Raw genomic sequence first — 24,281 nt, 5'->3', positions numbered from 1 at the left:
AAGAGACCCCTCAAACCGGCTGAGAGGTCTATTCGTGAGCTGCCGCCTCATCTTGTATAAGTAAATCCTGGCTCTTGATCGTCATTAAATCGTTTTTTAAGTATTGGTCTCCCATTAAAAGTCTCATGGCCTGAGCGCGGATTGATTTTTCAATCACGTTTCTGACAAAGCGCCCGTTGCTGAATTTTATGGGGCTTGTCGTGCTTTTCACTGTCATTAAGTAATCTTTTAACTTCCACTCGGCTTCCTGGCTTAATTGATATTCCCGCTCTGCTATCATGCGCTTTGCGATGTCCATCAGCTGAGTGACAGAGTAATCCGGAAAATCGATGCTGATAGGGAAACGCGATTGCAGGCCGGGATTTAATGACAGGAAATGTGTCATTTCTCTTGAGTACCCTGCCAGAATCAGAATAAATTCATGCTGTTTGTCTTCCATATGCTTGACAAGCGTGTCAATCGCCTCTTTACCGAAATCCTTTTCTCCGCCCCTTGCAAGTGAGTATGCTTCATCAATGAATAAAATGCCCCCGAGCGATTTTTTAATCAGATCTCTCGTTTTTTGCGCCGTGTGTCCGATGTATTCACCGACCAGATCGGCACGTTCCGCTTCGATCAGATGTCCTTTGGAAAGCACGTTCATTTCGAAGAAAAGCTTGCCGATCAGTCTCGCGACGGTGGTTTTCCCGGTGCCGGGGTTCCCTTTGAACATCATATGAAGAGCTTGTTTTCCGACTTTCAGCCCTTGTTCGGCCCGTTTTTGGTTGACGAATATCCACGCGTAAATTTCTTTAATGTTGCGTTTCATTTCTTCCATACCCACTAATGTGTTCATTTCTTTTTCAATTTCTTTCAGAATGCTGTGCTTGGCTTCATTTTTTTGCAGGGCGGCCTGATATTCCGCCTCAGCTTCCGCATTTGTCAGCACTTGCTTTTGGCCATTAAGAATGATGTTAATTTGTCCGTTATTTTTATAGGTTACAGCGCGCTCCAACATGCTCACCTCTCTGTTCTCTCTTTATCTTACTCATGATGAAGCGGTTCCGTGACATCCGCCTATCATCATGAGACCCGTTTTCCTCTTTATCTGTCACTTTTTCCGTTCTCTTCGGGAATGATGTTGAATCCTGCGCTTTCCCGAGAAATATTTTTCATTTCTTATTGTATTCAGCAGAAACGGGAGGACAAACCATTTATTTTTATTTTCCGGGAAATGTTGGGTATATTTCTCATTTTTTTCATGAATGACAGCCGTACAAGCACCATTTGAATATCATCATATGCTGTAATGAGGTGATGGAGAATGGTTAAAATTTTTATAGACCCCGGTCATGGCGGAACTGATTCAGGTGCAACCGGAAACGGACTTCAGGAAAAAGCGGTCACGCTGGAGATCGCGCTGGCTTTGCGCACGATTCTGACGAATGAGTATGAAGGAGTTTCTGTCACGATGAGCAGGACAAGCGATAAGACGGTCAGCCTGACGGAAAGAACGGATGCCGCCAACAGCTGGGGCGCAGATTATTTTTTATCCATTCATATTAACTCAGGAGGCGGAACCGGATTCGAAAGCTATATTTACCCCGGTGTCGGAGCGCCGACCTCGACTTACCAATCAGCCGTCCACACGCAAGTGATTCAAGCATCGGGTTTTAATGACCGAGGAAAAAAAACAGCCAACTTCCATGTGCTGCGGGAGACAAGTATGCCGGCGATTTTGACGGAGAATGGTTTTGTTGATACGTCAGCTGATGCAAACAAACTGAAAACAGCCAGTTTTATTGAAAGCCTTGCAAGAGGACATGCCAAGGGCTTGGAGCAAGCTTTCGGTCTAAAAAAAAAGGCTGACTTATATAAAGTGCAAATCGGTGCATTCAAAGTGAAAGCAAATGCTGATGCGCTTGCCGCCGATGCGGTGTCTAAAGGTTTTGACGCGATTGTGCTTCCAAAAGGCGGCTTATTTAAAGTGCAGATCGGCGCATTCTCTTCCAAAGATTACGCTGAAGCGTTGGCCGCGCGGGCCGAAAAAGCCGGATTTGATGCCTTCATTGTGCAAGACTAAATGAAAAAACCCCGCTCTCCCTTTTTTGGGACGAACGGGGTTTTTTGTTATTGAAGTATATCGGCGACAAACTGAGACCAAGCTTCAAGACGCTGATACACATTTTCCTCTTTCAGTTCGCTCAGTTTCATCCAGCGCCCGGCGATTTGATCTTTTTCTTTCACTTCGACTTGTGCCGCAGACGCTAACTGGAGCGCAGAAAGGATGCCGATATGCACCTTCCCTACATCGTTTTCATCATCATTGATCAGGCCGAGTGTGACAATGTTTTGTTTGTCCTCCTCGCGAATGTACAGTTCTTCCGCCAGCTCCCGGTCGGTGTTCTGTTTCAGCACTTCCGAAAATGAAGCCGCCCCTTCCATAGGGTTCATGTGTCCGCCGAAGCCGAGAGAAAGCTTATTATGGAGGCGCGATTCCCCTCCGCCCGCGAGCCGTTCATACACAAACACCTCATCATCGCGGCGGATGACGACATACGGAATCGGCTGTTTAAATCGCGGGTCCTCTTCCGCGTCGCCTCTTCTGATTTCAAAAAAATGCGCCTCAATTTGAGCCATAATGTTTACGATACGTTCATCCTCGCTGTTGACTCCCTGAAATGTCAGCATTTCGTTTTGAAAGACGTCACTCCGCGGTGCAGCCAAGATGATTTCATCCATTTTATTCATGCCCGTTCCTCCTGTCTTACCTCTCCATTCAAGCCAAAAGAGCAGATATTATATCTGCTCTTCATCTTGGCCAAAATAAAAATCTTCGTCCTTAATCGGTTCTACCGTCGCCTTTTTGTAGCCGTTCCCTTTCATGGAGAAGAAATCATGTGATTTTGTTTTGGTGTTTAATCCGTTTAATACGATCGGATTAATATCCTCTTCTTCAAAGTAAGGATCGAACCCTAAGTTCATCAAAGCTTTATTGGCGTTATAGCGGATGAATTTCTTTACATCGTGTGAGAGTCCGACTTGATCGTACAAGTCCTCTGTATATTCAAGCTCATTTTCATATAACTGATTCAGAAGGTCAATCGCAAATTCACGAAGCTCTGCTTTTTTCTCTTCTGTCTGTTTATTATAAATTTCCTGAGCAAGGAGACCGACATACACGCCGTGAATGGCTTCGTCACGAAGGATCAGGTTAATGATCTCACCGCTTTGCATCAGTTTTCCTTGTCCGTAGAAATATAACGGATAATAGAAACCGCTGTAGAAAAGGAAGCTTTCCAGATAGACGGAAGCAACCATCGCTTTGAACAGTGAAATTTCATCATCTTTTTGAATGGCTTTGTAAAGCCCGACAATCATTTGCGCTTTTTTCTGCAGATATTTATTCTGCTTTACCCATTCAAATACTTCGTTGATCGTTTCAGTCGGAGCAAGCGTCATAAAAATATTTGAATATGATTTTGCGTGCACGGCGTTTTCCATCATCGCCATGAAATTAAGAACCGCTTTTCGCTGATGGCCTTCGACGTGCTCAGCCACAATCGGCATGCCCGTGTTCCCCTGCTCTGTATCAAGCAGTGTCAGGCCGGCGAGCACCTTCATGTACGTATCCTGCTCATTTTTACCCAAATACTTCCAAGTGAGAAGATCGCCGTTTAATGCGATCTCTTCCGGAAGCCAAAACTGCTTTACGTTTTGGTTGTAAAACATTTGGGTGAAATCATCTTCATGCTTTGACCAGTTTGCTGCGTCATAAATTTTTGTCACTGTAAACTCTCCTTTAATCAAACGACACAAGAAAGACAGCTGTCCTGCCCGGTATCTTTCGTTCTTGCATAGTAAATGGTTTTGATGCCTCTATGGTGGGCATACAGATCAATACGGTTCAGATCACGAGTTGTCATCGTATCTTTCAAAAACAGGGTAAAGCTGATTCCCTGATCGATATGCTGCTGGATTGTCGCGATCATATCCACCACTTTGAACATGTCCATATCATAAGCTTCTTTGTAGAAGAACCAGTTATTAGACGCTAATCCCGGCATCGGGTAATACGTTTTTGAATTTCCGTATGTTCTTTCTTCGATCCGTTCCATGATCGGCATAACGGACGCCGTGCTGGATTGGACGTAGGAAATGGAACCTGTCGGCGCGATGCACAGTCTGTAGCTGTGGTACATGCCGTTTTCGGCGACAAACGCCTTCAGCTCTTTCCAGTCTTCGATTGTCGGAATATGCATGCCTTCAAAGAGCGCAGCGATTTTTTCGTATGCCGGTGAGAACTCTTTTTCGATGTATTTATTGAAATATTCTCCCGTTGCATAAGTGGAGCCTTCATAATGCTCAAACGTTTCGCCTTTTTCTTTCGCAAGCTCAGCTGAACGCTGGATGGAATAAAAGTTCACCATCATAAAGAACGTATTCGCGAAATCTCTTGCTTCCGGGCTTTCATACGCGATGCCGTTTTGGGCCAGGTAGCCATGAAGGTTCATGGCGCCTAAACCGATGGACTTCATCGCTTTGTTCGCGCGTCTGACTGCCGGCGCGTTGCGGATATCCGTCGTCTCAGATACATGAGTCAGGGAATCCGTCGCGAGTTTCACCGTGCGCTCAATCGATTTATGTTTCATGACATTCAAAATATTTAATGAACCAAGGTTGCAGGAAATGTCCAAGCCGATTTCGTCTTCTTCATCATAATCTGTGTAAGCCGAAACCTGTGACGCCTGAAGCACTTCAGAGCAAAGGTTCGAGAATTTCACCTTTGATACGTGGTTATTCGCGTGCTCTTTGTTTACGTTGTCCTGGAACATAATGTACGGATAACCTGACTCAGAACGGAGAACGGCAAGCTTTTCAAGCAATTTGCGCGCATTCACTTTTTCTTTTTTGACATGCGGGTTGTCGACAAGCTCCTCATACATCGCCGTCATGTCCATTTCGTCCATATGCTGGCCGTATTCTTTATAAATCGTATGCGGATAGAATACATAAGCCGCTTTATCCTCACGCGCAAGCTCAACGAACTTATCCGGAATGACGACACCGATAGAAAGCGTTTTGACGCGCACATCTTCATCCGCAGAAATCTTTTTCGTATCAAGAAAATCATTGATATCGCGGTGGAAGATATTTAAATACGCCGCGCCTGAGCCTTGTCTTTGGCCCATTTGGTCAGCGTAACGGAACGCATTATCAAGAAGCTTCATGACGCCTACAACACCTTTTGTGGCGTTTTCAACATCTTTAATCGCTTCGCCTTTCGCGCGAAGCTTGGACAGATTAAGAGAAACCCCTCCGCCCAATTTAGACAGCTGCATGGAAATATCGATCGCCCGTGAAATATCGTTTAAGGAATCATTGACTTCGAGCAAGAAGCAGCTCACCAGTTCTCCGCGGCGTTTTCTGCCGGCATTCAAAAATGTCGGTGTACTCGGCTGATATTCCTGGTTGATCATCAGGTTTACATATTCTTTTGCTTTCTCAGTGTCGCCGTTTGCGAAGAACAGCGCGACGATTGAGATTCGGTCCTCATAACGCTCGAGGATTCTTTTCTTGTCATTCGTTTTCAAAGCATAGTCATTATAAAATTTAAACGCACTCATGAAGGAAGGAAAACGAAACTTCTTTGCGTAAGCTGTCTTAAACACTTCTTTAATGTCTTCAAAAGAGTAAAGGCTTAAGAATTCCTCTTCGTAGTATTGGTTTTCAATCAAATAATCCAGCTTCTCTTTCAAATCGTGAAAGTAAACTGTGTTTTGATTGATATAGTCAACAAAATAGCTATGTACAGCCTCTTTATCTTTATCAAACTGGAATTTTCCATCTTGTTGGATCATGATTTCGTTATTTAACTGGATCCATTTTGGCACTTGATTTTGTGACAACTCTTTCTACCTCCTGAGTAAACAATTCAACGTCTTTAGATGTGCCGCTGAGTTCAAATTTGTGCAAGATCGGCACCTGATATTGTCTTGAAATGGTATCGGCGCTTTTTGCAAAGTTATCGCCCCATACTTTGTTGCCGCTCGCAGCGACTCCTAATAAGAGATGGGCGTATTTTTCGAGAAATGATTGTGTTGATGCCGGTACCTGACCGAAGTTTGTCGTGTAGGTGACCAAAACAAACGGAGTGTCCACGTGGTCCGTTTCGTCCACCTTGCGGATCAGCTGAAAGTCTGTTTTATTCACAAAACGCTGAACATTCCCTGTCTTTGAATCAAATATGATTTGAACCATCCTTATCACGACCTATCAAAAATAATGAATCTCTTAACACTATATATAGTATACTAACCTCTCAGAAAAACACAACATATTGAGATCGATTTATAAAAAATTCATATTTTTGAAAGAGCGGACTTTGGCTCTGGCCCGATTAACGCCCAAAAAAGAGAGCAGAACGAGAATCATCTCTCATCCTACTCAAGGTGTCATGTGTAAGCCGATGTCTATCATAACATGAAAAAAAACTGCTTAGTAGTCTAGACTTTTATTCTTATTTTTTGTAAGAATCACATTTTTTTTCGCTTTCAACGGTTTCTTCAATCTCCACATCAGCACCGATTTCTTTCAGTACGGCTTTCAGAGCGCTTGTGATGGAAGCCTCTCTGATCAGTTCTTTGCCGTCAACGATGATGCTGGTTCCATATTCATAGCAGGAATCATCTTCACAAGTTTCTTCCCAATGGTTGATTATCACCTTGTGTTTCAATCGTCTCACCCTCTGCATGATCAATGTCAGTACTTAGTGTAGCTTGTGCGGCCCGCTTTGTAAATTCGAACGCTTGTGAAATTTATTCAAGCTCATCCAGCGCCGTTTCTTTTTTCAGTTCGATTTTATTCGTTTTTTCATCATAGCGGTATATTTTTAAGTAACCGTCCTCGACGATGCCGAAACGATTATGTTCCAGCTGCACCATGCCTTCTGTCTGCGGTTCGGCATCCGATGAGCCGCCGTCATCATCCGTCACCACCGTCTCATGATTGCTGCAAGCTCCAAACAGCAAAAAAACAGCGATCCAAACGAGCGTAATCCTGATTCTTCTCAGTTCATTTTCACTTTCGAACACGATTTTCCGAACCCCCTTTTATGTTTCCGATATACGGCCTGCAATATACAGATGCGCATAGAAAAAGACCATTGTTCATGGTCTTTTTCAAAAAGTCTATTCAAGCTCAAGCTGGACGTTTTTTTGCGGGGCGAACGTGGAGATGGCATGTTTATAAATAAGCTGCTGCTTCCCCTCCGTTTCGAGCAAAACGGTAAAGTTGTCAAAGCCTTTTACCTGGCCGCGAAGCTGGAAGCCGTTGAGTAAAAACACCGTGACGAACGTATTGTCTTTTCGGATTTGATTCAAAAACTGATCTTGAATATTAATCGGTTTCATGTTTCGTCCTCCTTGGTTCTCAATACAATACTGTTTCGATTAAATTTCCAGTTTTCCTGCTATGCACTCGAAAATTTCCTTTTTTTTCTGCTCAATATCAACAGGCGGCGTCATATCTGTCCATGAAACGGGCATTTTATTGCGAAACCAGGTCAGCTGGCGTTTCGCATATCGCCTAGAATTTTGTTTTAATTGCTCCACAGCCTGAGGGAGCGGCACTTTTCCATCAAGATATTCATACAGCTCTTTATAGCCGATCGCCTGAATCGATTGGCTGTCCCGGATATTCATATCATACAGCCGCTTTACTTCGTCAAGAAGGCCGGTTTCCAGCATCAGGTCAACGCGCTCGTTAATCCGGCCGTACAGCACTTCTCTGTCCATTGTAAGACCGATAAGAACCGCATTGTAAAGCAGCTCCCGTTTTTGGGTTTTAAGATGCTCTGACATTGTTTTTCCCGATACATGCAGAATTTCGAGCGCGCGGATGACTCTTCGCGTGTTGTTTTGATGAATGGCTGCCGCCGCTTCCGGGTCGGCTGCCGCAAGCTTGGCATGAAGCGCTTCCGCCCCTTCTTCAGCCGCCAGTTTCTCCATGCGCTCCCGGAATACAGGGTCGCCGGAGTTTTCCGTGAACGTATAGTCATACAGCACGGACTGAATGTACAGACCCGTTCCCCCGACAATCATCGGCAGCTTTCCTCTATCGGCAATCTCGGTGATTTTTCCCCTTACCATTTTCTGATAATCCGCCGTTGAAAAAGTGTCGGACGGCTCCAAAATATCAATCAGGTGATGCGGCACGCCTTCTGTCTCTTCTTCGGTGACTTTGGCCGTTCCGATGTCCATCCCTTTATATACCTGCATGGAATCTCCGCTGATGATTTCCGCATTCAGCATTTTCGCGAGTCCGATGCTTAGTTTTGTTTTTCCGACTGCCGTCGGTCCGACAAGTATGACGACAGGCTGTTTTTTATTTTTCAATATGTATCACTCTCTTTTATAAATCTCCCCCTAATTATAGCATTCATTTCTTCAGGCACCTATCCATTTTGCCCTTTTTCCTGAGCGCTAAACGTCCGCTACCACCCGATCGGCTCGTTTCCGACAACCTCTCTCGTTTTTCCTTTGAGCGTATGGCGGTGCGTTTTCCGTCCTTCCTCCCGCGGATCGTAAACGACACCGCCGTGCTGGATCTGAATCGGCTCATTGTAGGCGGCAAAGGTGGTCTCTGAAAGCTCATGGTAATGTGTTCCGTCAACCCTCGGGATGGCAGGGCCGGAAATGCCGTAATACCTATGAAAATGGCCGTTTTCAAACGAGGTGATGCCCGTATAGAAATGTGTATGCTCATCTGTATTGCTGCCGTTCTCCGGTTGCGAAAAGCCTTCGATCACATGGTAATGTCCCTGCACTACATCCGTAACAGCCCGGTATGCGTGTGTGTGCGGAGGTTTTTTTGACCAATCGGACTGATACAGGCCCACAAAAGCTCACTCCTTTATTTTTTTGATAAACGCCCAATCAAAAATTGGTGGGCTGAATACTCTGTTATCATCTCAAATTTATTCTTGGAGGTACCTAAATTATGAATGAAGAATACACATACGAAGCAGATAGTGATATGAGACAGTTTGGACGGCCCGGATTTGGGTTCGGACGGCCGGGATTCGGGTTCGGGCGTCCCGGATTCGGATTCGGCTTCGGACGGCCGGGTTTTGGTTTTGGCCGGCCTTGGTTTGGCCGCCCTTGGTTTGGCGGGTTCGGACGGCCGTTTGGTTTTTACGGCGGACCGTTTGTCGGAGGGCTTGTCGGGGGGCTTGTCGGAAGCGCTTTGTTCAATCCGTATTTGTACGGAGGTTACGGCTACCCTTACTATCCGTATTACTACTAAGACAATCAAAAAGGGCTCCTTTCAGGGGCCTTTTTGTATAGGCCTAATGTCTTGACTTGGCGGGCAAAGTTCGGATATTATTTTATTTTACTGCCTTAAACAAAAGGCATAAGGATTATGATGAGAGGGGGATTTGATATGATTCTGGGTTATATCTTCCTCACAATTGCTATTTTATCAGAGTCAATCGGCGCGGCCATGCTGAAGGTCTCCCGCGGATTTACGCGGTTTTTGCCGAGCGCGCTTGTAGTGGCAGGCTATTCATTGGCCTTTTATATGCTTTCACTGACACTGAATCTCATTCCGCTTAGCTTATCCTATGCAACATGGAGCGGAGCCGGAACGGTGCTCGCATCCATTATCGGAGCGAAATGGTTTCATGAAAAACTGGACAAGCAGGCCGTCATCGGACTCTTTTTCTTATTGGCCGGTGTCATTTTGATGAATTGGTAGAAAGGAGAGGCATGCTGATGAAAGGATTACTTTGCTTGGCATTAGCCATTGTATCAGAAGTGTTCGGGAGCACGATGCTGAAGCTGTCGGACGGTTTTACGCACCTGTGGCCCGCTCTCGGCGTCATCGCCGGAATCGGAGCCTCTTTTATGTTTTTGAGCTTCTCTTTGAAAAGCCTTGATTTATCCGCCGCATACGCGACATGGTCAGGTGTCGGCACCGCTTTAACGGCAATTGTCGGCTTTTTTGTTTTTAAGGAGGCCATGACAGTCAAAATGATGATCGGGCTTGTTTTGGTCATCACGGGCGTCATCCTGCTGAACCGTTCCAAGTCTCAAAAAGCTAAAAAAAATCAAACGGCCCGGAGCTGACCGTTTGAACTCGTCAAGCGCGGGCAGCTTTTACTTCAACCTCAAGCTCCATCTCCACGTTTCCTTGGACCGCTCGTGAAATCATACATGAGGACTCTGCTTTTTGCGCTAACTTCCTGGCGAGCATAAAGTCCGTTTCGGCTGCATCCGGCTTTAATAATATAAACGGGCGGTGAATGATTTTCTGGTACGTGAACACACCGTTTGTGACGTCTACAATTCCTTCAGATTCCATATGTAGATCTTCTTTATCCAAGCCGCTTCTTTCCATCATCGCCGCAAGCGTTATAATATAACAGGTCGCGGCCGCTCCAAGCAGCATTTCATCAGGATTTGTGCCTTCTCCGGGTCCGTCCATTTCCTTAGGAATGGACACAGCCGTTTCCAGCCGGCCGCTTTTAATATCGCCGACGTCATTGCGATTTCCGGGCCAATTTGCTTTTAAATAAAAGTGATGTTTTGCCAAGGGACAAACCTCCTTTTTTTCAGTTTACTCATCTTTCACTCGTTTGTCTTTTTTTAAGCTTACGAATACTCTTGATTGATCACTCTTTTTATCGTACGGACAAACCGGTAAAATTCCTCCGTTTTTGTGAATTCCCTTTCGCGGTAATCAAAATTATCAAAAAACGCTTCCCGCTGTTCTCTGCTGATCTCAAGCTGTATGCTCAGCCCGGTTTGCGCCTGGTTATTGATATTTTCGGTGTCAACCCCGGCCAGACCGGTTTTTGAGGTTGCCAATTCTGCAGAAAATCCGTTTCGTTCGAGAGCTCTCACCAATTTTTTCGCCCGCTTCCGGTCGCTTCCTCCGACAAGAGTATTTTTCTCGTCGCCTTTATAACCGTGAACTGCGATAACATAATGGTGCTGCTTAATGCTTTCGACTGCTGAAGGCTCATCGAACCTGGTGCTCGTAATATGAAGAGTCTGGTTATCATGCGTTTTTAATCCCTCAAACAGATAGGTTGAATAATCATCTCTGAAAGAGCGGACGATCTCGCTCACCCCGCCCTCAATTCTCCCTCCGTGCGGCGACATGATCAATACGGGGCTCCCCTTTCGCTTATTGTACGATATATGATAATCATCGGGGTCTTCATGTTCAGCCAAATCTTTAAAATCTGTGTATGTATCAGAAGAATTCGAGGGATCAGGGTCTGACGCATAATGAGCACATCTTATTAGTAAGACCATTGCTACGATAATGATGACATTAAGTAAAATTCTTTTCATCAGCTCTCCTTCTTTGCTCCTTTCTGAAAAATGACATGTTCATTATATGGATTTTTGTCAATAGGTCTTATCTTAACATTCTATTAACATTATCATCAGTGAAAAACTTCCCGGTTTCGAAAAATCAATGGATTGTCACGGTTCAAGCGCTCAAATGCCGGGCATCAGTGAAAAAAGGTTGAGAGAGGGCAAAAAAAAAGGGAGGAACGCCCGAATTTTCAGGGGCGGGAGATTCACGGCCGGAAACGGACGGCATCAGGAATACGCTTTTAAAAATGAATATCCGCCTCCCGAAGCAAATGCACAGGACAGAATGGAGCCCGTCAAAATGGTTCTCATCTGCCTTTTTGTACAGCAAAATGCCGTTACAGCCCGCTCATCCCCTTTTTTTATCATAATGGTCCGTTTTGAAATGGAGCCGTCTTTTTTCATATATATAATATCAATCGGAAGCTGTTTTTCCAAGGAATGTCTCAATATTATGTTCATATATATACCTCCTTCCGCCGGCTTCACTATAAACGAACAAATGTTCCGTTTCAACTCGATTTCTTCTCCTGAAAAAGCCGCAAGTAACCAGCGCTCCTGAAGGACAAACAAACTGACCGAACATACGGCCTGTTCATATGGTATAGAGAGAATCGCCAGAATGGGAGGAAAAGTATATATGTTTGGTTACTCAATGGTACAAATGGTGCGGTCAAATGCTCATAAGCTGGACTGGCCGCTCAGAGAAAACGTATTACAGTTATATAAACCTTTCAAATGGACACCTTGCTTTTTGCACAAGTTTTTCGAAAAAAAGGTGAAAAACAGAAAGAAAATGTCAGTCATCATTGAATTTGAAGAGGGCTGCCATGAATCCGGTTTTCACAGCACAGGACAGGTCTTATCAAAAGAAAAACGCTGCACCATAAAAAAGCAGTTTCAAACAATCAATTGCTGCAGCGCCGAAGTCACTCCGTCCGCCCTTCACATGCTTCTTTCGCAATGCCGGGATATCCGTAAAATCTATTTAAACCGTGAAGTAAAAGCGTTCCTTGATACGGCAGCTGAATCGTCTCATGCAAAAGAAGTGACCCGTAACGGCACCGTATTAACAGGAAAAGGCGTAACCGTCGCCGTTATTGATACCGGAATCTATCAGCATCCCGATTTAGAAGGCAGAGTTATCGGATTTGCGGACTTTGTCAACCAAAAGACAGAACCGTATGATGACAACGGACACGGCACCCATTGCGCCGGTGATATCGCAAGCAGCGGCGCTTCATCTTCCGGTAAATATCAGGGGCCGGCGCCGGAAGCCGATCTGATCGGAGTCAAGGTATTAAACAAATCAGGATCAGGAACCTTGGCTGATATCATTGAAGGTGTGGAATGGTGCATACAATATAATAAAGAACACACAAAGAATCCGATCAGAATCATCAGCATGTCACTGGGCGGAGATGCGCTCAGATATGATAAAGAAACGGACGACCCGCTCGTCAAGGCCGTTGAAGAGGCATGGAATGAAGGAATCGTCGTCTGCGTCGCCGCGGGCAACTCCGGTCCGGAAGCTCAAACGATTTCAAGCCCCGGTGTCAGCGAGAAGGTCATCACGGTAGGCGCCTATGATGACAATGATACGGCCGGCAATGAGGACGATACGGTCGCTTCTTTCTCAAGCCGCGGCCCGACGGTGTACGGAAAAGAGAAGCCTGACATTCTTGCGCCCGGGGTCGATATCGTATCTCTCCGTTCTCCGCGTTCATACCTTGACAAATTACAGAAATCAAACCGTGTAGGCTCCTTGTATTTCAGTCTGTCGGGCACGTCCATGGCCACTCCGATCTGTGCGGGCATTGCCGCCTTAATCCTTCAGCAGAACCCGCAGCTTTCGCCTGACGAAGTGAAAACACTGATCAAACAAAGTCCGGATAAGTGGACAAATGAAGATCCGAACATTTACGGAGCGGGCGCAGTAAACGCTGAAAACGCCGTGCCGAAAGAGTAACCTTTTTATCATGAGAACGGGGTCGTCTAAACCTGCAGATGACCCCGTTTTTTAGGTGAACAGATGAAACATTTATAATGAAGGAACTCGGAATGCTCCAGAACCGGCTGTCAGAAAAAAAGATCAATGCAAGGCAGTGTATTTCTAAAAAAATAGGGAATAAGTATGGTGTAGATAAAAGGAGGAATCACAATGGCACTTACAAACACCGAATTGTCTGAATGGCTGCAAAAACAGATCGGACAAACGCTTGATATCAGGAAAGGAGAGCTGACAGACAGCCGAAACGAGATTTCTGATATGGATCAGATCATGCTTCACCTTGATGATGTTCTCGTCCGCCGGACAAACCATCCCGATGACTATGTAGCGGACGAAGAACTCGTCTTAAAAGGGCACGGCACAACCTATACGGAGGAAGGAAATGTCCCGCTTCCCCAAGATGCGTATGAAATCCCTCTGCTCGGCGACATCACCATCCAAAAGGAGCAAGACGGATTAAAGGTACATACAGATCGGGCCGTTTATACAATCGGGACCCGGAAAGAGCAATAAAAAGAAAAAACGCCCTGAATCAGCGGCGTTTTTTTATTGGTTTTTTTCTTCTGAATATCCGTGGAACATCGTGAATGCGCAAAGCATAATGCCTAAAATAATGATAATCGGAAGCCAGATCACGGCAAACTTATAATCCGGTTCGGCAAAAGCGCCGATGACCGCTCCAAAGCAATACAGCACCAAGGCAAGCGCGCGCAATACAGCATCTCTCGTAAACTGCTTCCGCTTGTCCGCTTTGTAAAACCTTGCAGTGAGATCTTCAAAAAAATTAGCGAGCGTTCCCGTTAATACGGTCGTGGAAATCCCCGCTACACCAAGTTTTCTCGCGGCTGTCGTCTGCATTCCCATTGCGAAGCTGAGCAGCATAATCAGCACATAAACAGAAATGGCATCTGCAAAAAAGCAGGAGAACAAAGCAAACAGCAGCAAAACAGCTCCTTCAATAGCTAAAGCGGCAGTTACCGCAGGGGGCCAGAATGATTTCTTTTTATTGCCCACAAGCAGGGCCGCGGCAATAACGCCGGCAATAAATCCGATTAACGAGGTTAACGATTTGAGTACGGCAAGGTGCCACGAGTTGCCGATCGCCAGGCCGAACAGAACGATGTTCCCCGTCATATTGGCGGTAAAGATATGTCCCAGGCTTAAATAACCGATCACATCCACAATTCCCGCTGTTAAACAAAGAAGTAAAAGTGCAATATTTCGGTATGTAGTCACTGTCAATGTGATCCAATCCTTTCTCATGCTGATTCCAACATATAAGTTTACTCTTTGCCATTTCATATGTCCAGCCGGCGTGCCGCTTTTTCAGAGCATAAAAAAACTCCGGCGAACCGGAGAAGCTACTGAACGATAAATAATACTCTCGTGCCGTCGGAATATCCGCTCATTTGATTTCCAACCCATGAACCGGCTCCGCGGTTATCCGACGGGGTTACATATCTGATATCAGCCCCCGCCCCGCCTTCTGTGCAGACTGCCATGGGCCATTCATCACGGTCAAACCCGGGCTTTGTCGGAATTCCTTTCAATGATTCTTTCCTTCTATTCTCCGCTCCGCCCCGATCAATTGTACAAATCTCAGAATGACCTGCCGAAATGGCGTCTTTTATATGATTTCCCGTCTCCGGATATTTTGACAGCGGGAAATACAGCACCTGATCGTATCGGGATGCGGCACGAGCAGCACTGTCCGAATGGATGCCGGCGCCCGTAAGGCCGAACTGAAGAGAGATCACCAAAAGCAGACTTGCCGCCCATTTCATAAACGCATTCATTCACATCCTCCTTAAGAAGTTGATATGAAGCGTAAATATGTATATTAGCCGGATTTAACACACATGATGAAATGGCAAAAAAAGTTTGCTGTTTTGTTGATAATCAACGAAAATGGCGGCTTTACGATTTGTCTATTGAACCGGCTTCTGTTTCCTTATATATTTTAGACATACTTATGAGCCGTTGTGATCAGTGTCTTCGGCAGATAAAAGGAGGAATGCCGTCCGGTCGGCAGGCACCGGCTGTTTGTTATGTCTTTTCAAAAACATGAAGGCGGGGAAATCCAGATGGAAAAAACAATGTTTCACCCACACTCACCCGAGTTTCACGAAAACCCTTTTGCGGTTTTAAGCAGATTCAGAGAGCAGGACCCCATACATAAATTCGAACTGCAGCGTTTCGGAGGCACCTTTCCGGCTTGGCTCATCACGCGTTATGATGATTGTATGGCGTTTTTGAAAGACGGCAGAATTACGAGAGATGTAAAACGAGTCATGCCGAAGGAGCTGATCGCGAAGCTGAATGTCAGTGAAGATATCGATTTTGTCTCAGAGCATATGCTGGCAAAAGACCCTCCGGATCATTCACGACTTCGATCTTTGGTGCATCAGGGGTTCACTCCCCGGATGATTGAGCAGCTTCGCACCGGGATAGAGCAGATCACAGAAGAGCTGCTGGATGAAATGGAAACAAAAGCAGACCCTGATATCATGAGAGATTTCGCCGCACCGCTTCCGTTTATCGTCATTTCCGAACTGCTCGGGATTCCGAAAGAGGACCGCGCCAAATTTCAAGTGTGGACAAACGCAATGGTCGACACGTCAGAAAGCGGACAAGATGCGACCAACCAGGCTCTCAAAGAATTTAAACAATATATGAAAACACTGATCGAAGAAAAAAGAAAACATCCGGGTGAAGACCTGACAAGCAAGCTTATTTACGCTGAAGAGGACGGCCAAAAGCTGAGTGAATCAGAGCTGTATTCCATGCTGTTTTTGTTAGTCGTTGCCGGGCTTGAAACAACGGTTAACCTTCTCGGCTCCGGCACCCTGGCGCTTCTTCTGCACAAAGACCAGATGGAGAAGATAAAGCGGCAGCCGGAAAATATCCAGACGGCGGTCGAAGAGCTTTTGCGTTATACCTCTCCCGTCATCATGATGGCAAATCGATGGGCGATTGAAGATTTCACCTATAAAGATGTTTCCATTAAAAAAGGCGATATGATATTTATCGGCATCGGTTCAGCCAATCGGGACCCGGAATATTTCGATGATCCTGATACATTAAATATAGCGAGAACACCGAACCGTCATATCTCTTTTGGATTCGGCATTCATTTTTGTCTCGGGGCTCCGCTCGCCCGGATGGAAGCATCCATTGCCTTTACTGCGCTTTTAAAACGGTTTCCGAATATAGAGCTGAAAGGCGCGCCCGAGGATGTAACATGGAGAAAAAATGTGTTTTTGAGAGGGCTTGAAACATTTCCTGTCAGATTTTAACATCTCCCCCCCTGTTTATCGGGGGTTTTTTTAATGTCTTATAAACAGAAATCAATACGACAATGAAAATTTAGTACATAGTAAATTTAGTTCTATATGGATAAAAAAAGCGGCCGGATTGCTCCGGCCGTTCTCTATTACCGTTTTACCAACTCATTTGTTTCGTCCAGCTTTTTTCTGAAAGATTTAAGGAAATTTGCGCTTATCGTTCCTTTGTTTGCGTACAGTTTTTCGCAGAATGCTTTAATGGCGTTTTGCGGCTTTGGTTCCGACAGCATTGTGACATGATTGGAAGAGTGAACGTCCAACAGGTGAAACTGTTTCATCTGGCGTTCCCATTCTTTCCAATACGCATCATGGTCTAACGGAATTTGTTCTTCCTCTGCTGTCAGATAACGTTCAAGATGTCCGAGGAACAAACCGCTTTTATTACGGAAGTAGTAGCATTGCAGCGCTTCCGGATGAGGCAGCGGCTTCATGTCATACTCTTCCATTCCGTAAGCGAGCTGCGTCTTCATCATTTGCTCCAGCTGCATCCGGATCGCTTCTTCGGATTTTGGCAGACCGCGCTTTTTGGCAAGGCCGATCAATTCTTTCAATACTTCTTCTTCCTCAGCCTGGACGGTAATGTCTTCTCTGCTGATTAATGCCTCTTCAAGGTTTTCAGGCTTAAGATATGCTGTAAGCATCGTATTGATCGTTTGCAGCATGACTGACTTAACAGATGGTTTTCTTTCTTTCCATTTTTCACTGTACGGGGTGTCGATCATGACGGCGCTTTTTACCGTATGACCTTCCTCCTGCAAGAGGCGCGCGGTTTCATATGCAAGCATGCCGCCCAAGGAATATCCGCCGAGGTCATAAGGGCCTTTCGGCTGTACCGCTTGGATGATTCTCATATAAGAAGCGGCCGTCTCTTCGATTCCTTGCAGCGGCTCTTTCCCTGTCAAACCTCTTGCCTGGATGCCGTAAAAAGGTCGCTGACTCTTTTTGGCGAATGGCTGGTATGCTTCCACGCCTCCCGTTCCGCCGTGAAACCAAAAAACAGGACGGCCTTTTTCTCTTTCATTCAGCTTGACGAGTTCGGGAAAATTCCGGCCCGTCTCCTGCGGTTGGTTCGTTTTTAACAGCATGCAGATCTCCTGAAGAGTGCTGCATTTCTGAAGAGCCTCCAGACTGATGCGGCTGTCTCCGTCCTCAAGTTTCTTCAACAGCTGAATAGAGGAGATTGAATCGAAGCCGTATTCAGTCAGCGGCTTATTTTGATCAATTTCCGCTGCCTTCATCCCCAAAATGTCTGCCACAATGTCAGCCGCGCTCTCGCAGCGGATCTGAGGATTCTGTGAAACCGGTGCAAGGCTGATGGCTTCTGGCTGACCGCCGTTCCAATACTTATGGTTTTCAAAAGGATATGTCGGAAGCGGCACTCTTTGAACAGATTTGCCTTGGTGGAGTCTGTCCCACGGTATATCCGCACCTTTCACCCAGCAAAATGCAAGTTTTTCGAGATTGTTTTCAGCCAACAGCGTCTCCGTGACGACTGTACCGAGAGTCCCTTCCAGTAAAACGCCGATATCTCCTGATCCAGTCTGCTGACTGCCTGTAAAGAAGCTTTTCATTCCATTGCTTTCTTCGGAAAATGCTCTGTACTCTTTCAGTTTTTCCAGCAATTCATCTTGATTGCGGGCAACGAGTGCCAGGCGGCAGTTCATCGCCTCACGGCCGGTCTGAAGCGTATAAGCAATATCCCGCAATGACAGAGTATCTCCAGTTTGCACAAAATCAGCCAGCTGACTTGCGACCGCCTTAAGACGCCCTTCGCTCTTAGCAGAAAGCACGATAAGCTGCGGTTCATGCACAGATTCTTTGTCTTTATGGCTCGGGCTGTACTGTTCCAAGACGACATGCGCATTCATGCCGCCGAAGCCATAGCTGTTAATTGCGGCCCGGCGCGGGATCGGTCTGCCCGTATGGTCGGTGAGCTGTGTCCATTCCTGATTGTCTTCGGTGAAACGGAAGCGGCTTTTCTGAATGGCCATTTGCTCATTTGCAGCTGTAAATCCGGGAATACCCGGGATGGTATGATGCTTCATGGCCATCGCCACTTTTATAAGGGCGGCCAGTCCGGAAGCGAGTTCGCCGTGCCCGATGCAAGGTTTCACGGTACTGATATAACAAGGCGCGCTTTCCTCTTGATTTGCAGACTCGCCGTAACCCGCTTTGATTGCATTAAACTCCAGCGCATCTGCCATTTCGGAGGCAATGCCGTGCGCTTCAATATAAGTGACAGTTTGCGGATCAACATCGGTGTCTTCGTACGCTTTTTTCATCGCGGCCTTCATTCCCGCCGGATTCGGTGCGTGAAGCGACATGCCTTTACCGCCGTGAGACACTCCTGTTCCTTTAATGACCATGTGAATATGATCGCCGTCTTCAATTGCCGCCTCAAGCGGTTTGATGATGATCACGCCCGCCCCTTCGCTTCTGACAAAGCCATCGGCATCTTTTTGGAACGATTTCGCCCGGCCGTTTTTGCTTAAATATCCCATTGAGTCAAAACCGATAAAGCCCTTCGGCGACTGCAGAATATTGGCGGCGCCCACGACAGCCTGCTCACATTCGTTATGACGGATTGATTGAACCGCCCTGTGCAATGCCACCAGGGTTGACGTGCAGGCAGCCTCGTAATATTCACTCGGTCCTTGTAAATTCAAGGCATATGATATTCTGTTCGGAATGATGGACGGGATGGCTGTTCCATTGTTCGGATCGCTGTTGCCCGCGGCAACGAAAACGCCTGTCGGTCTGCTTGATAACGCCTTATTTGTCAGGCCCGCATCCTCCATTGCTTTCCATGTATGCATCAAAAGCAGAAACTGTTCCGGCCCCATTTGTGATGCCTCTTTAGGGGAAATTCCGAAAAAGAGCGGGTCAAATTCGCCGACACCGTCAATAAAACCGCCCCATCTGAGACTCGTGTCATTCTCATCACCGGCGTAACGGCGCCAGTCCCAGCGGTCCGCCGGAATTTCGGTAATACAGTGATCCCCGTTTACGATGTGCTCCCAAAAAGACTGGATATACGGGGATTGCGGAAACTGAGCTGACATACCGATAATCGCGATTCCTTGCTTGACATCGGCGTTATCACAAGGCGTATGCTGTTTCCTCGGTAAAGTGCGCTCTTCTGTTTCCGTGACCCTGGCCTCTTCTGAATGCTTATGATCGGCAAGCAATTGAGAAAACTTGCTCTCATATGCTGACGCGAAGTGGCGGGTCAGCTCCTCCGCGGTCGGATACTCGAAAAACAATGTTGGATTCACATCGATGTCCGCCTCTTGTCCGATCTCTTTTGTCAGCCCGATCAGGCTTGCTGAATCAAGTCCCAATTCCATGATATTCGCGTCAGAACGAAGAGATGGCCCGGGTTCATCCATCATCTTGGCGAGCTTGCCAAGGACGTAGCTGCGGATATCATCTGTCAGACTGCCGGCAGAAATCGGTGCTCCCGCATTCTTAACAGCCGTTCGGGCCGGCTGATTCATCTGTTCGGTTTTCGGGCGGAACCGTTTCAGGGCATAGCCTTCAAAACGCATCACCACTTCCGATCGGCTGCTGATGACATCTGCGTTAATCAGAATCATTTCCCCCGTTTGTTTGGTCAGCTTGATGTGCAGCCAGCAATCGATAAGATCTTCAGGGCTGCTGAAGGTGACGGAATTAATGCCGAACGGCAGATAGCTTTCCGCCTCCGTTTGATCCAATAAAGAAAGTGAGGCCAAGTAAGCACTGTTGGCGATGAACGGATTTACGGCATAATGATGCGCTTGTTGTGAGTCGCTATTGTTCAGGTTCACTTTCGCTAAAACGGCATCAGAGCCTTTGTACAGGCGGGTAATCGTTTTAAATTCTTCTCCCCACACGACGGGTCCCGTTCCGTCTCCGTATAACTCATCTATCCGGCCCACTTCCCGGTAAGAGCGCTGAATGGCCGCCAGATCCGCGTGCTGCTTTTGAAACGGATAGGGGCTGCACTCGGCATACGCCGCTATGCTCCAATCAGGAGACGTGCGGCTGCGGTGCATTATGCTCAGTTCAAATCCATCCCCGTTTTGTTTCGATTCTGTTTTCAGCTCGATGCGATCGCCTTTTTTTACGGTAATGGGGCTGACGTAATTCAGTTTTTTAATTTGTCCTCCTTCCGCTTCAGGAAAAAGATCACAAAAATGATCGACTGCCAGACTGTTATATGTAGCGCCGACGAGTACCGGTTCTCCGCTGAATTGATGCCCTTTCACGTATGGATCGTCATCACTGTATACCGCCTGAACGCCGGCAGCGTTTTCTGATTCACTGAATTGAAAAGAAGTCCCGTGGTCAAAAGCGTAGGCCGGCAGATGAACGGCGTGCTCTTGCTGCAACTGATCAAACGCGATATTCTCTCCTTTTTCCCATTGCCGCGCACGCCGGCCAATATCAGATTCAGAGAAATTGAGATTCCGCTGATCCATGCGGTAAGCGGCCAGCTTCTCCAGCAGTTCCTGAACGGAAGCAGCCGTAAATGCCGCCCGATACTCCGAATGATGCGTTCTTTTTTGCAGCGCGGATGCGATGGCGGCCGGATGAAGAGATGGCGTCTTTTCTAAAAAGGCCGCCAGTCTGTCAAGATAGGCTTCAAAACTCCATTTTGTTTTCGCTGACACAGGGAAAATATATTCCTCATCGCCGTGACGGGCCTGATCGGAATTCGGGCTGATATATTCTTCTACGATGAGATTTGCATATGCCCCGCCTGCCCCGAAGGAATTAATCATGCTTCTCCGCGGGATGATGTCCCCCGTTTCGGCATCCCTCATACGCTCCCAATACTCGGTTTTTTCCTGCAGGTGAAAAGCCGTTTGTTCAAGGTTGATATTCGGATTTTGCGGTTTTGCGTTAATCGTCGGGACTAATGTTTCCCGCTCCATTTGCAGCAGCACTTTCGCGAGCTGGGACATGCCGGAAGCCGCCTCTAAATGACCGAGATTTGACTTGACGGATCCAAGCGCGCAAAAACGTTTTTTATCAGTATATTGCGCGAACGCATTTGTCAGGGCAATGACCTCAATCGGATCTCCCAATACAGAGCCGTTTGCCGCTGATTCAACATAACTGATTGTTTCCGGATTGATTCCGGCCTTGTCGATGGAAGCCGCCATGAGCTTCGCCTGCTGTTTCGGATCCGGAGCCGTGTACATCTGCCTTCCGCCGCTATGGCACAACGCGCTGCTTTTAATGACCCCGTAAATATGGTCTTTGTCGGCAAGCGCTTTGGAGAGCGGCTTCAAGAGCACCGCCCCGACTCCTTCTCCCGGCATCAGGCCCGTGCCGGTTCCGAAGCTTTTGCTTTCACTTCCCTGTTCAAGCAAATTCGCCCGTTCGAGCGCATCATATTTAGACGGTTCAAGCGTGAGATTGACCCCTCCGGCAATCGCCATGGAACAGCTGTTAAGCTTCAGGCTTTCACAGGCGAGATGAATGGCGCTCAGTGAGCTGGAGCATGCGGTCGTAACGCCCATGCTCGGGCCTGTTAAATTGAAAAAGTGGGAAATGCGGTTGGCGATATGCCAATCCCCTCCGTTAGAGCTGAGCGCAGCTTTTTCCAATGACGGGATATTCCAGAAATATTGATTGTACATACTGCCCATAAATACACCGATGCCGCTGTCTGATTCCTGCCATTCGTTTACTCTTTCTAACGAGTAGCCTCCGTTTTCAAATGTTTCCCATACGGTTTCAAGGCTTAGACGGAGCTCAGGCGTCATCTCCATCACATGGTCTTCCCGGATGTCAAACAAGTGATGGTCAAAAGCGTCAATATGCTGCAGAAATCCGCCGTACCGTGTTTTGTGTTCTTCTTTTCGTGTTTCTTTTGCCATCGTTTTCAGAAGACCGGACTTCCATCTGTTTTCCGGAGCTTTCGTAATACAGCTGTCTCCGGCTTTTAAATGCTCCCACAGCTCATCGAGGGTTTCAGACTCGGGATAGCGGCCGCTGATGCCAATAATGGCAATGTCGTCACGATCAGAACGATTAACGGTGACGGTTTCTGTTTCCGGCTTTGGCGCTTTTGGCTCTTTTTGTTCAGTGATAAATCGCCGCGTTTCCGTGACAAGCGGCACCGGTTCATTCATTGCAGGTTCCGGATGCTTTGTTTCAGTAGGCGCTTGTTCGGCTCCGAATGCCTGTTGCAGCTTATCCGGGTAATTTTCCAGCAAATACTCGGCAAGTTCTTTCGTATTCGTGTGTTCAAATAAGACTGTTTTCGGCAGCTCGCCCGTCAATGTTTCCAGTTCGCGGATAAAATTCACCTGCAAAATGGAGTCGATGCCGTATTTTTCAAAGCTGGTTTCCGGCTGAATGCGCTCGGGAGCAAGCTTTATGGACTTGGCTAACGTTTCTTTTATGAATTGCACAGTCCGGTCTGTGACTGAGAAAGACGGTTCTGTGAAATCAGCCGGCTCTTTGGAAGCCGCAGTTTCTTCAACCGCCTGCGCGTCCGGCTGCTTTTGCCTGATGACGCCGTCGCTTTCTGCCGCCACGATCTGCTGGCCGAGGTGATGTGACGATTCCGCCATAAATGTAACGTATCGATATCCCTCGCTTTCCAGCGCAGACTGCCACGCTTCAGGATACAGCCCCGGGCATCCGGGAATGCGCAGTTTGGCGTCTTCATACAGCCACCAGCCTTCCAAAAGGCCGAATGTCAGGTGAGAATAAACCGAATGGCTGCTGATCTCATTTAATAACAAAATCCCATTCTTCTTAAGCACCGCTTTGGCATTGCGAAGCGTCCGCCGAATATTTTTTGTCGCATGAAGCACATTTGCCGCAATTACCGCGTCATATGCGCCCGCCTCTATACCCTGCAAAGCCGGGGGCTCTTCCACATTAAACCGCTTATAAGTCAAATACGGATTCTCGGGACCGTATTCTTTTTCAGCATGCATGAAAAAGGCCTTTGACAGATCGGTGTAGCAATATTCTTTCACATGATGTTTGTACTCTTTTAATCTTTTGAAAACGGCCGCGCTCGTCCCGCCCGTCCCCGCTCCGATCTCTAATATCCGGATTTCCGCGTTCTGGTCTTCTTTCAGGCGTTCTTCAATGAAAGCCGTCAATGTGTCAGCGAGCACCTCATTAAAGTAGTCTGCCGTTTCATTGTTTTTATAGATTCCTTCCACCAATTCCATTGAGGAATCGGGAAACAGAACATCAGTGGCAGAAACTCTGCCGGATAAAATATCCGGCAGAGCTCTGAGAGCGGTCTCCACTAAGGTGATCATCGCCTCTTTGCTGCTGTCCTTGAGTAAAGGAGCTTTCTTTTCATCCCATTCTTGCCACAGCACGTCCGCACGCTCTATCGGACCCGTTAACACATACGTACTGCCTGACTGTTTCAAAAAGCCTTTTTGCACCAAGATGGAGATGCTTTCTTCCAGCCACCTGCCGTAAAACCCCTGCATGACAGGCTGCGTTTCGTTTTCCGTAAAAAATCCGACAGATTTCAGCTGGCCTGCCAATAGTTTGTAAAGAAGATCTTCAGTGTTTTGCAAAGCCGTCCCC

At 46.9% G+C, this 24,281-nt stretch carries 23 protein-coding genes; 7 read left to right on the top strand and 16 right to left on the bottom strand.

The genetic code is table 11. The features are described from left to right. Positions 1 to 28: 28 nt before the first annotated feature. Complete coding sequence (gene spoVK, locus JNUCC22_RS08790) at positions 29 to 997, bottom strand: stage V sporulation protein K (protein ID WP_007611621.1); 969 nt, start codon at positions 995 to 997, stop codon at positions 29 to 31. Positions 998 to 1,303: 306 nt separating this feature from the next. Here spoVK and JNUCC22_RS08785 point away from each other — a divergent pair, with 306 nt between their 5' ends. Next, entirely contained in the window at positions 1,304 to 2,062 is a 759-nt protein-coding gene (locus tag JNUCC22_RS08785; protein ID WP_007410370.1) for an N-acetylmuramoyl-L-alanine amidase, read from the top strand. A gap of 47 nt (positions 2,063 to 2,109) precedes the next feature. Here JNUCC22_RS08785 and JNUCC22_RS08780 read toward each other — a convergent pair whose 3' ends face one another. The 9 genes from JNUCC22_RS08780 to JNUCC22_RS08740 all read right to left on the bottom strand — a co-directional run bounded on the left by JNUCC22_RS08780 (position 2,110) and on the right by JNUCC22_RS08740 (position 8,878). Next, on the bottom strand, positions 2,110 to 2,730 hold the full coding sequence (locus JNUCC22_RS08780) for a hypothetical protein (protein ID WP_012117609.1): 621 nt from the start codon (positions 2,728 to 2,730) through the stop codon (positions 2,110 to 2,112). A gap of 48 nt (positions 2,731 to 2,778) precedes the next feature. Next, positions 2,779 to 3,768, bottom strand: coding sequence for a class 1b ribonucleoside-diphosphate reductase subunit beta (nrdF, locus tag JNUCC22_RS08775; protein WP_012117608.1), 990 nt, complete (start codon positions 3,766 to 3,768; stop codon positions 2,779 to 2,781). A 17-nt stretch (positions 3,769 to 3,785) separates the two neighbouring features. Further along, a complete protein-coding gene (gene nrdE, locus JNUCC22_RS08770) occupies positions 3,786 to 5,888 on the bottom strand; it encodes a class 1b ribonucleoside-diphosphate reductase subunit alpha (protein ID WP_020955855.1) in 2,103 nt (700 codons plus the stop codon). Then, on the bottom strand, positions 5,848 to 6,240 hold the full coding sequence (gene nrdI / locus JNUCC22_RS08765; protein WP_003154061.1) for a class Ib ribonucleoside-diphosphate reductase assembly flavoprotein NrdI: 393 nt from the start codon (positions 6,238 to 6,240) through the stop codon (positions 5,848 to 5,850). The genes nrdE and nrdI overlap by 41 nt, the downstream gene beginning before the upstream one ends. A 259-nt stretch (positions 6,241 to 6,499) precedes the next feature. Then, on the bottom strand, positions 6,500 to 6,715 hold the full coding sequence (locus tag JNUCC22_RS08760; RefSeq protein WP_003154062.1) for a hypothetical protein: 216 nt from the start codon (positions 6,713 to 6,715) through the stop codon (positions 6,500 to 6,502). Between the two features lie 82 nt (positions 6,716 to 6,797). Further along, positions 6,798 to 7,073: a YmzC family protein gene (locus JNUCC22_RS08755; protein ID WP_007410374.1), complete on the bottom strand. Its 276-nt coding sequence runs from the start codon at positions 7,071 to 7,073 to the stop codon at positions 6,798 to 6,800. Positions 7,074 to 7,169: 96 nt separating this feature from the next. Beyond that, on the bottom strand, positions 7,170 to 7,391 hold the full coding sequence (hfq, locus tag JNUCC22_RS08750; protein WP_003154064.1) for an RNA chaperone Hfq: 222 nt from the start codon (positions 7,389 to 7,391) through the stop codon (positions 7,170 to 7,172). Between the two features lie 39 nt (positions 7,392 to 7,430). After that, on the bottom strand, positions 7,431 to 8,375 hold the full coding sequence (gene miaA, locus JNUCC22_RS08745) for a tRNA (adenosine(37)-N6)-dimethylallyltransferase MiaA (RefSeq protein ID WP_007410375.1): 945 nt from the start codon (positions 8,373 to 8,375) through the stop codon (positions 7,431 to 7,433). A gap of 98 nt (positions 8,376 to 8,473) precedes the next feature. Further along, positions 8,474 to 8,878, bottom strand: a complete 405-nt coding sequence (locus JNUCC22_RS08740) for a YmaF family protein (protein ID WP_007410376.1) — start codon at positions 8,876 to 8,878, stop codon at positions 8,474 to 8,476. Positions 8,879 to 8,979: 101 nt separating this feature from the next. Between JNUCC22_RS08740 and JNUCC22_RS08735 the strand changes: the two genes are divergently transcribed. The 3 genes from JNUCC22_RS08735 to JNUCC22_RS08725 all read left to right on the top strand — a co-directional run bounded on the left by JNUCC22_RS08735 (position 8,980) and on the right by JNUCC22_RS08725 (position 10,109). Further along, positions 8,980 to 9,285 (top strand): hypothetical protein, encoded by a 306-nt coding sequence (locus tag JNUCC22_RS08735; RefSeq protein WP_015239898.1) that lies wholly within the window; start codon positions 8,980 to 8,982, stop codon positions 9,283 to 9,285. A 138-nt stretch (positions 9,286 to 9,423) separates the two neighbouring features. Further along, a complete protein-coding gene (locus tag JNUCC22_RS08730; protein WP_007410378.1) occupies positions 9,424 to 9,738 on the top strand; it encodes an SMR family multidrug efflux transporter EbrA in 315 nt (104 codons plus the stop codon). 17 nt (positions 9,739 to 9,755) lie between these two features. Next, the gene (locus JNUCC22_RS08725; RefSeq protein WP_007410379.1) at positions 9,756 to 10,109 is read left to right on the top strand and encodes an SMR family multidrug efflux transporter EbrB; all 354 of its coding nucleotides are present in this window, start codon (positions 9,756 to 9,758) and stop codon (positions 10,107 to 10,109) included. A gap of 13 nt (positions 10,110 to 10,122) precedes the next feature. Here the strand turns inward: JNUCC22_RS08725 and JNUCC22_RS08720 are convergent, their stop codons facing one another. The 3 genes from JNUCC22_RS08720 to JNUCC22_RS08710 form a co-directional block, all read right to left on the bottom strand. Further along, positions 10,123 to 10,575 (bottom strand): OsmC family protein, encoded by a 453-nt coding sequence (locus JNUCC22_RS08720; protein ID WP_007410380.1) that lies wholly within the window; start codon positions 10,573 to 10,575, stop codon positions 10,123 to 10,125. A 59-nt stretch (positions 10,576 to 10,634) separates the two neighbouring features. Further along, positions 10,635 to 11,342, bottom strand: coding sequence for a poly-gamma-glutamate hydrolase family protein (locus JNUCC22_RS08715; protein ID WP_007410381.1), 708 nt, complete (start codon positions 11,340 to 11,342; stop codon positions 10,635 to 10,637). A gap of 255 nt (positions 11,343 to 11,597) precedes the next feature. Then, positions 11,598 to 11,831, bottom strand: coding sequence for a hypothetical protein (locus JNUCC22_RS08710; RefSeq protein WP_149061692.1), 234 nt, complete (start codon positions 11,829 to 11,831; stop codon positions 11,598 to 11,600). Between the two features lie 178 nt (positions 11,832 to 12,009). On the opposite strand from JNUCC22_RS08710, the gene JNUCC22_RS08705 reads away from it, so the two are divergent. Continuing rightward, positions 12,010 to 13,338: a serine protease AprX gene (locus tag JNUCC22_RS08705; protein WP_149061691.1), complete on the top strand. Its 1,329-nt coding sequence runs from the start codon at positions 12,010 to 12,012 to the stop codon at positions 13,336 to 13,338. A gap of 192 nt (positions 13,339 to 13,530) precedes the next feature. Next, positions 13,531 to 13,893: a protein YmzB gene (locus JNUCC22_RS08700; protein ID WP_007410383.1), complete on the top strand. Its 363-nt coding sequence runs from the start codon at positions 13,531 to 13,533 to the stop codon at positions 13,891 to 13,893. Between the two features lie 33 nt (positions 13,894 to 13,926). Here JNUCC22_RS08700 and JNUCC22_RS08695 read toward each other — a convergent pair whose 3' ends face one another. After that, positions 13,927 to 14,682: a YoaK family protein gene (locus tag JNUCC22_RS08695; protein ID WP_003154084.1), complete on the bottom strand. Its 756-nt coding sequence runs from the start codon at positions 14,680 to 14,682 to the stop codon at positions 13,927 to 13,929. Positions 14,683 to 14,741: 59 nt separating this feature from the next. Beyond that, positions 14,742 to 15,176: a NucA/NucB deoxyribonuclease domain-containing protein gene (locus JNUCC22_RS08690; protein ID WP_007611576.1), complete on the bottom strand. Its 435-nt coding sequence runs from the start codon at positions 15,174 to 15,176 to the stop codon at positions 14,742 to 14,744. 288 nt (positions 15,177 to 15,464) lie between these two features. On the opposite strand from JNUCC22_RS08690, the gene JNUCC22_RS08685 reads away from it, so the two are divergent. Next, entirely contained in the window at positions 15,465 to 16,676 is a 1,212-nt protein-coding gene (locus JNUCC22_RS08685; RefSeq protein WP_007409852.1) for a cytochrome P450 family protein, read from the top strand. Positions 16,677 to 16,813: 137 nt separating this feature from the next. On the opposite strand, the gene JNUCC22_RS08680 is transcribed toward JNUCC22_RS08685, so the two are convergent. Beyond that, positions 16,814 to 24,271: a beta-ketoacyl synthase N-terminal-like domain-containing protein gene (locus JNUCC22_RS08680; RefSeq protein WP_216062273.1), complete on the bottom strand. Its 7,458-nt coding sequence runs from the start codon at positions 24,269 to 24,271 to the stop codon at positions 16,814 to 16,816. Positions 24,272 to 24,281 lie beyond the last annotated feature (10 nt).

The organism is Bacillus sp. JNUCC-22, assembly GCF_018861275.1.
Lineage (GTDB): Bacteria > Bacillota > Bacilli > Bacillales > Bacillaceae > Bacillus > Bacillus velezensis.
The sequence above is the reverse complement of the archived record's forward strand: the minus strand, read 5'-3'. Positions and strand labels throughout refer to the sequence as shown.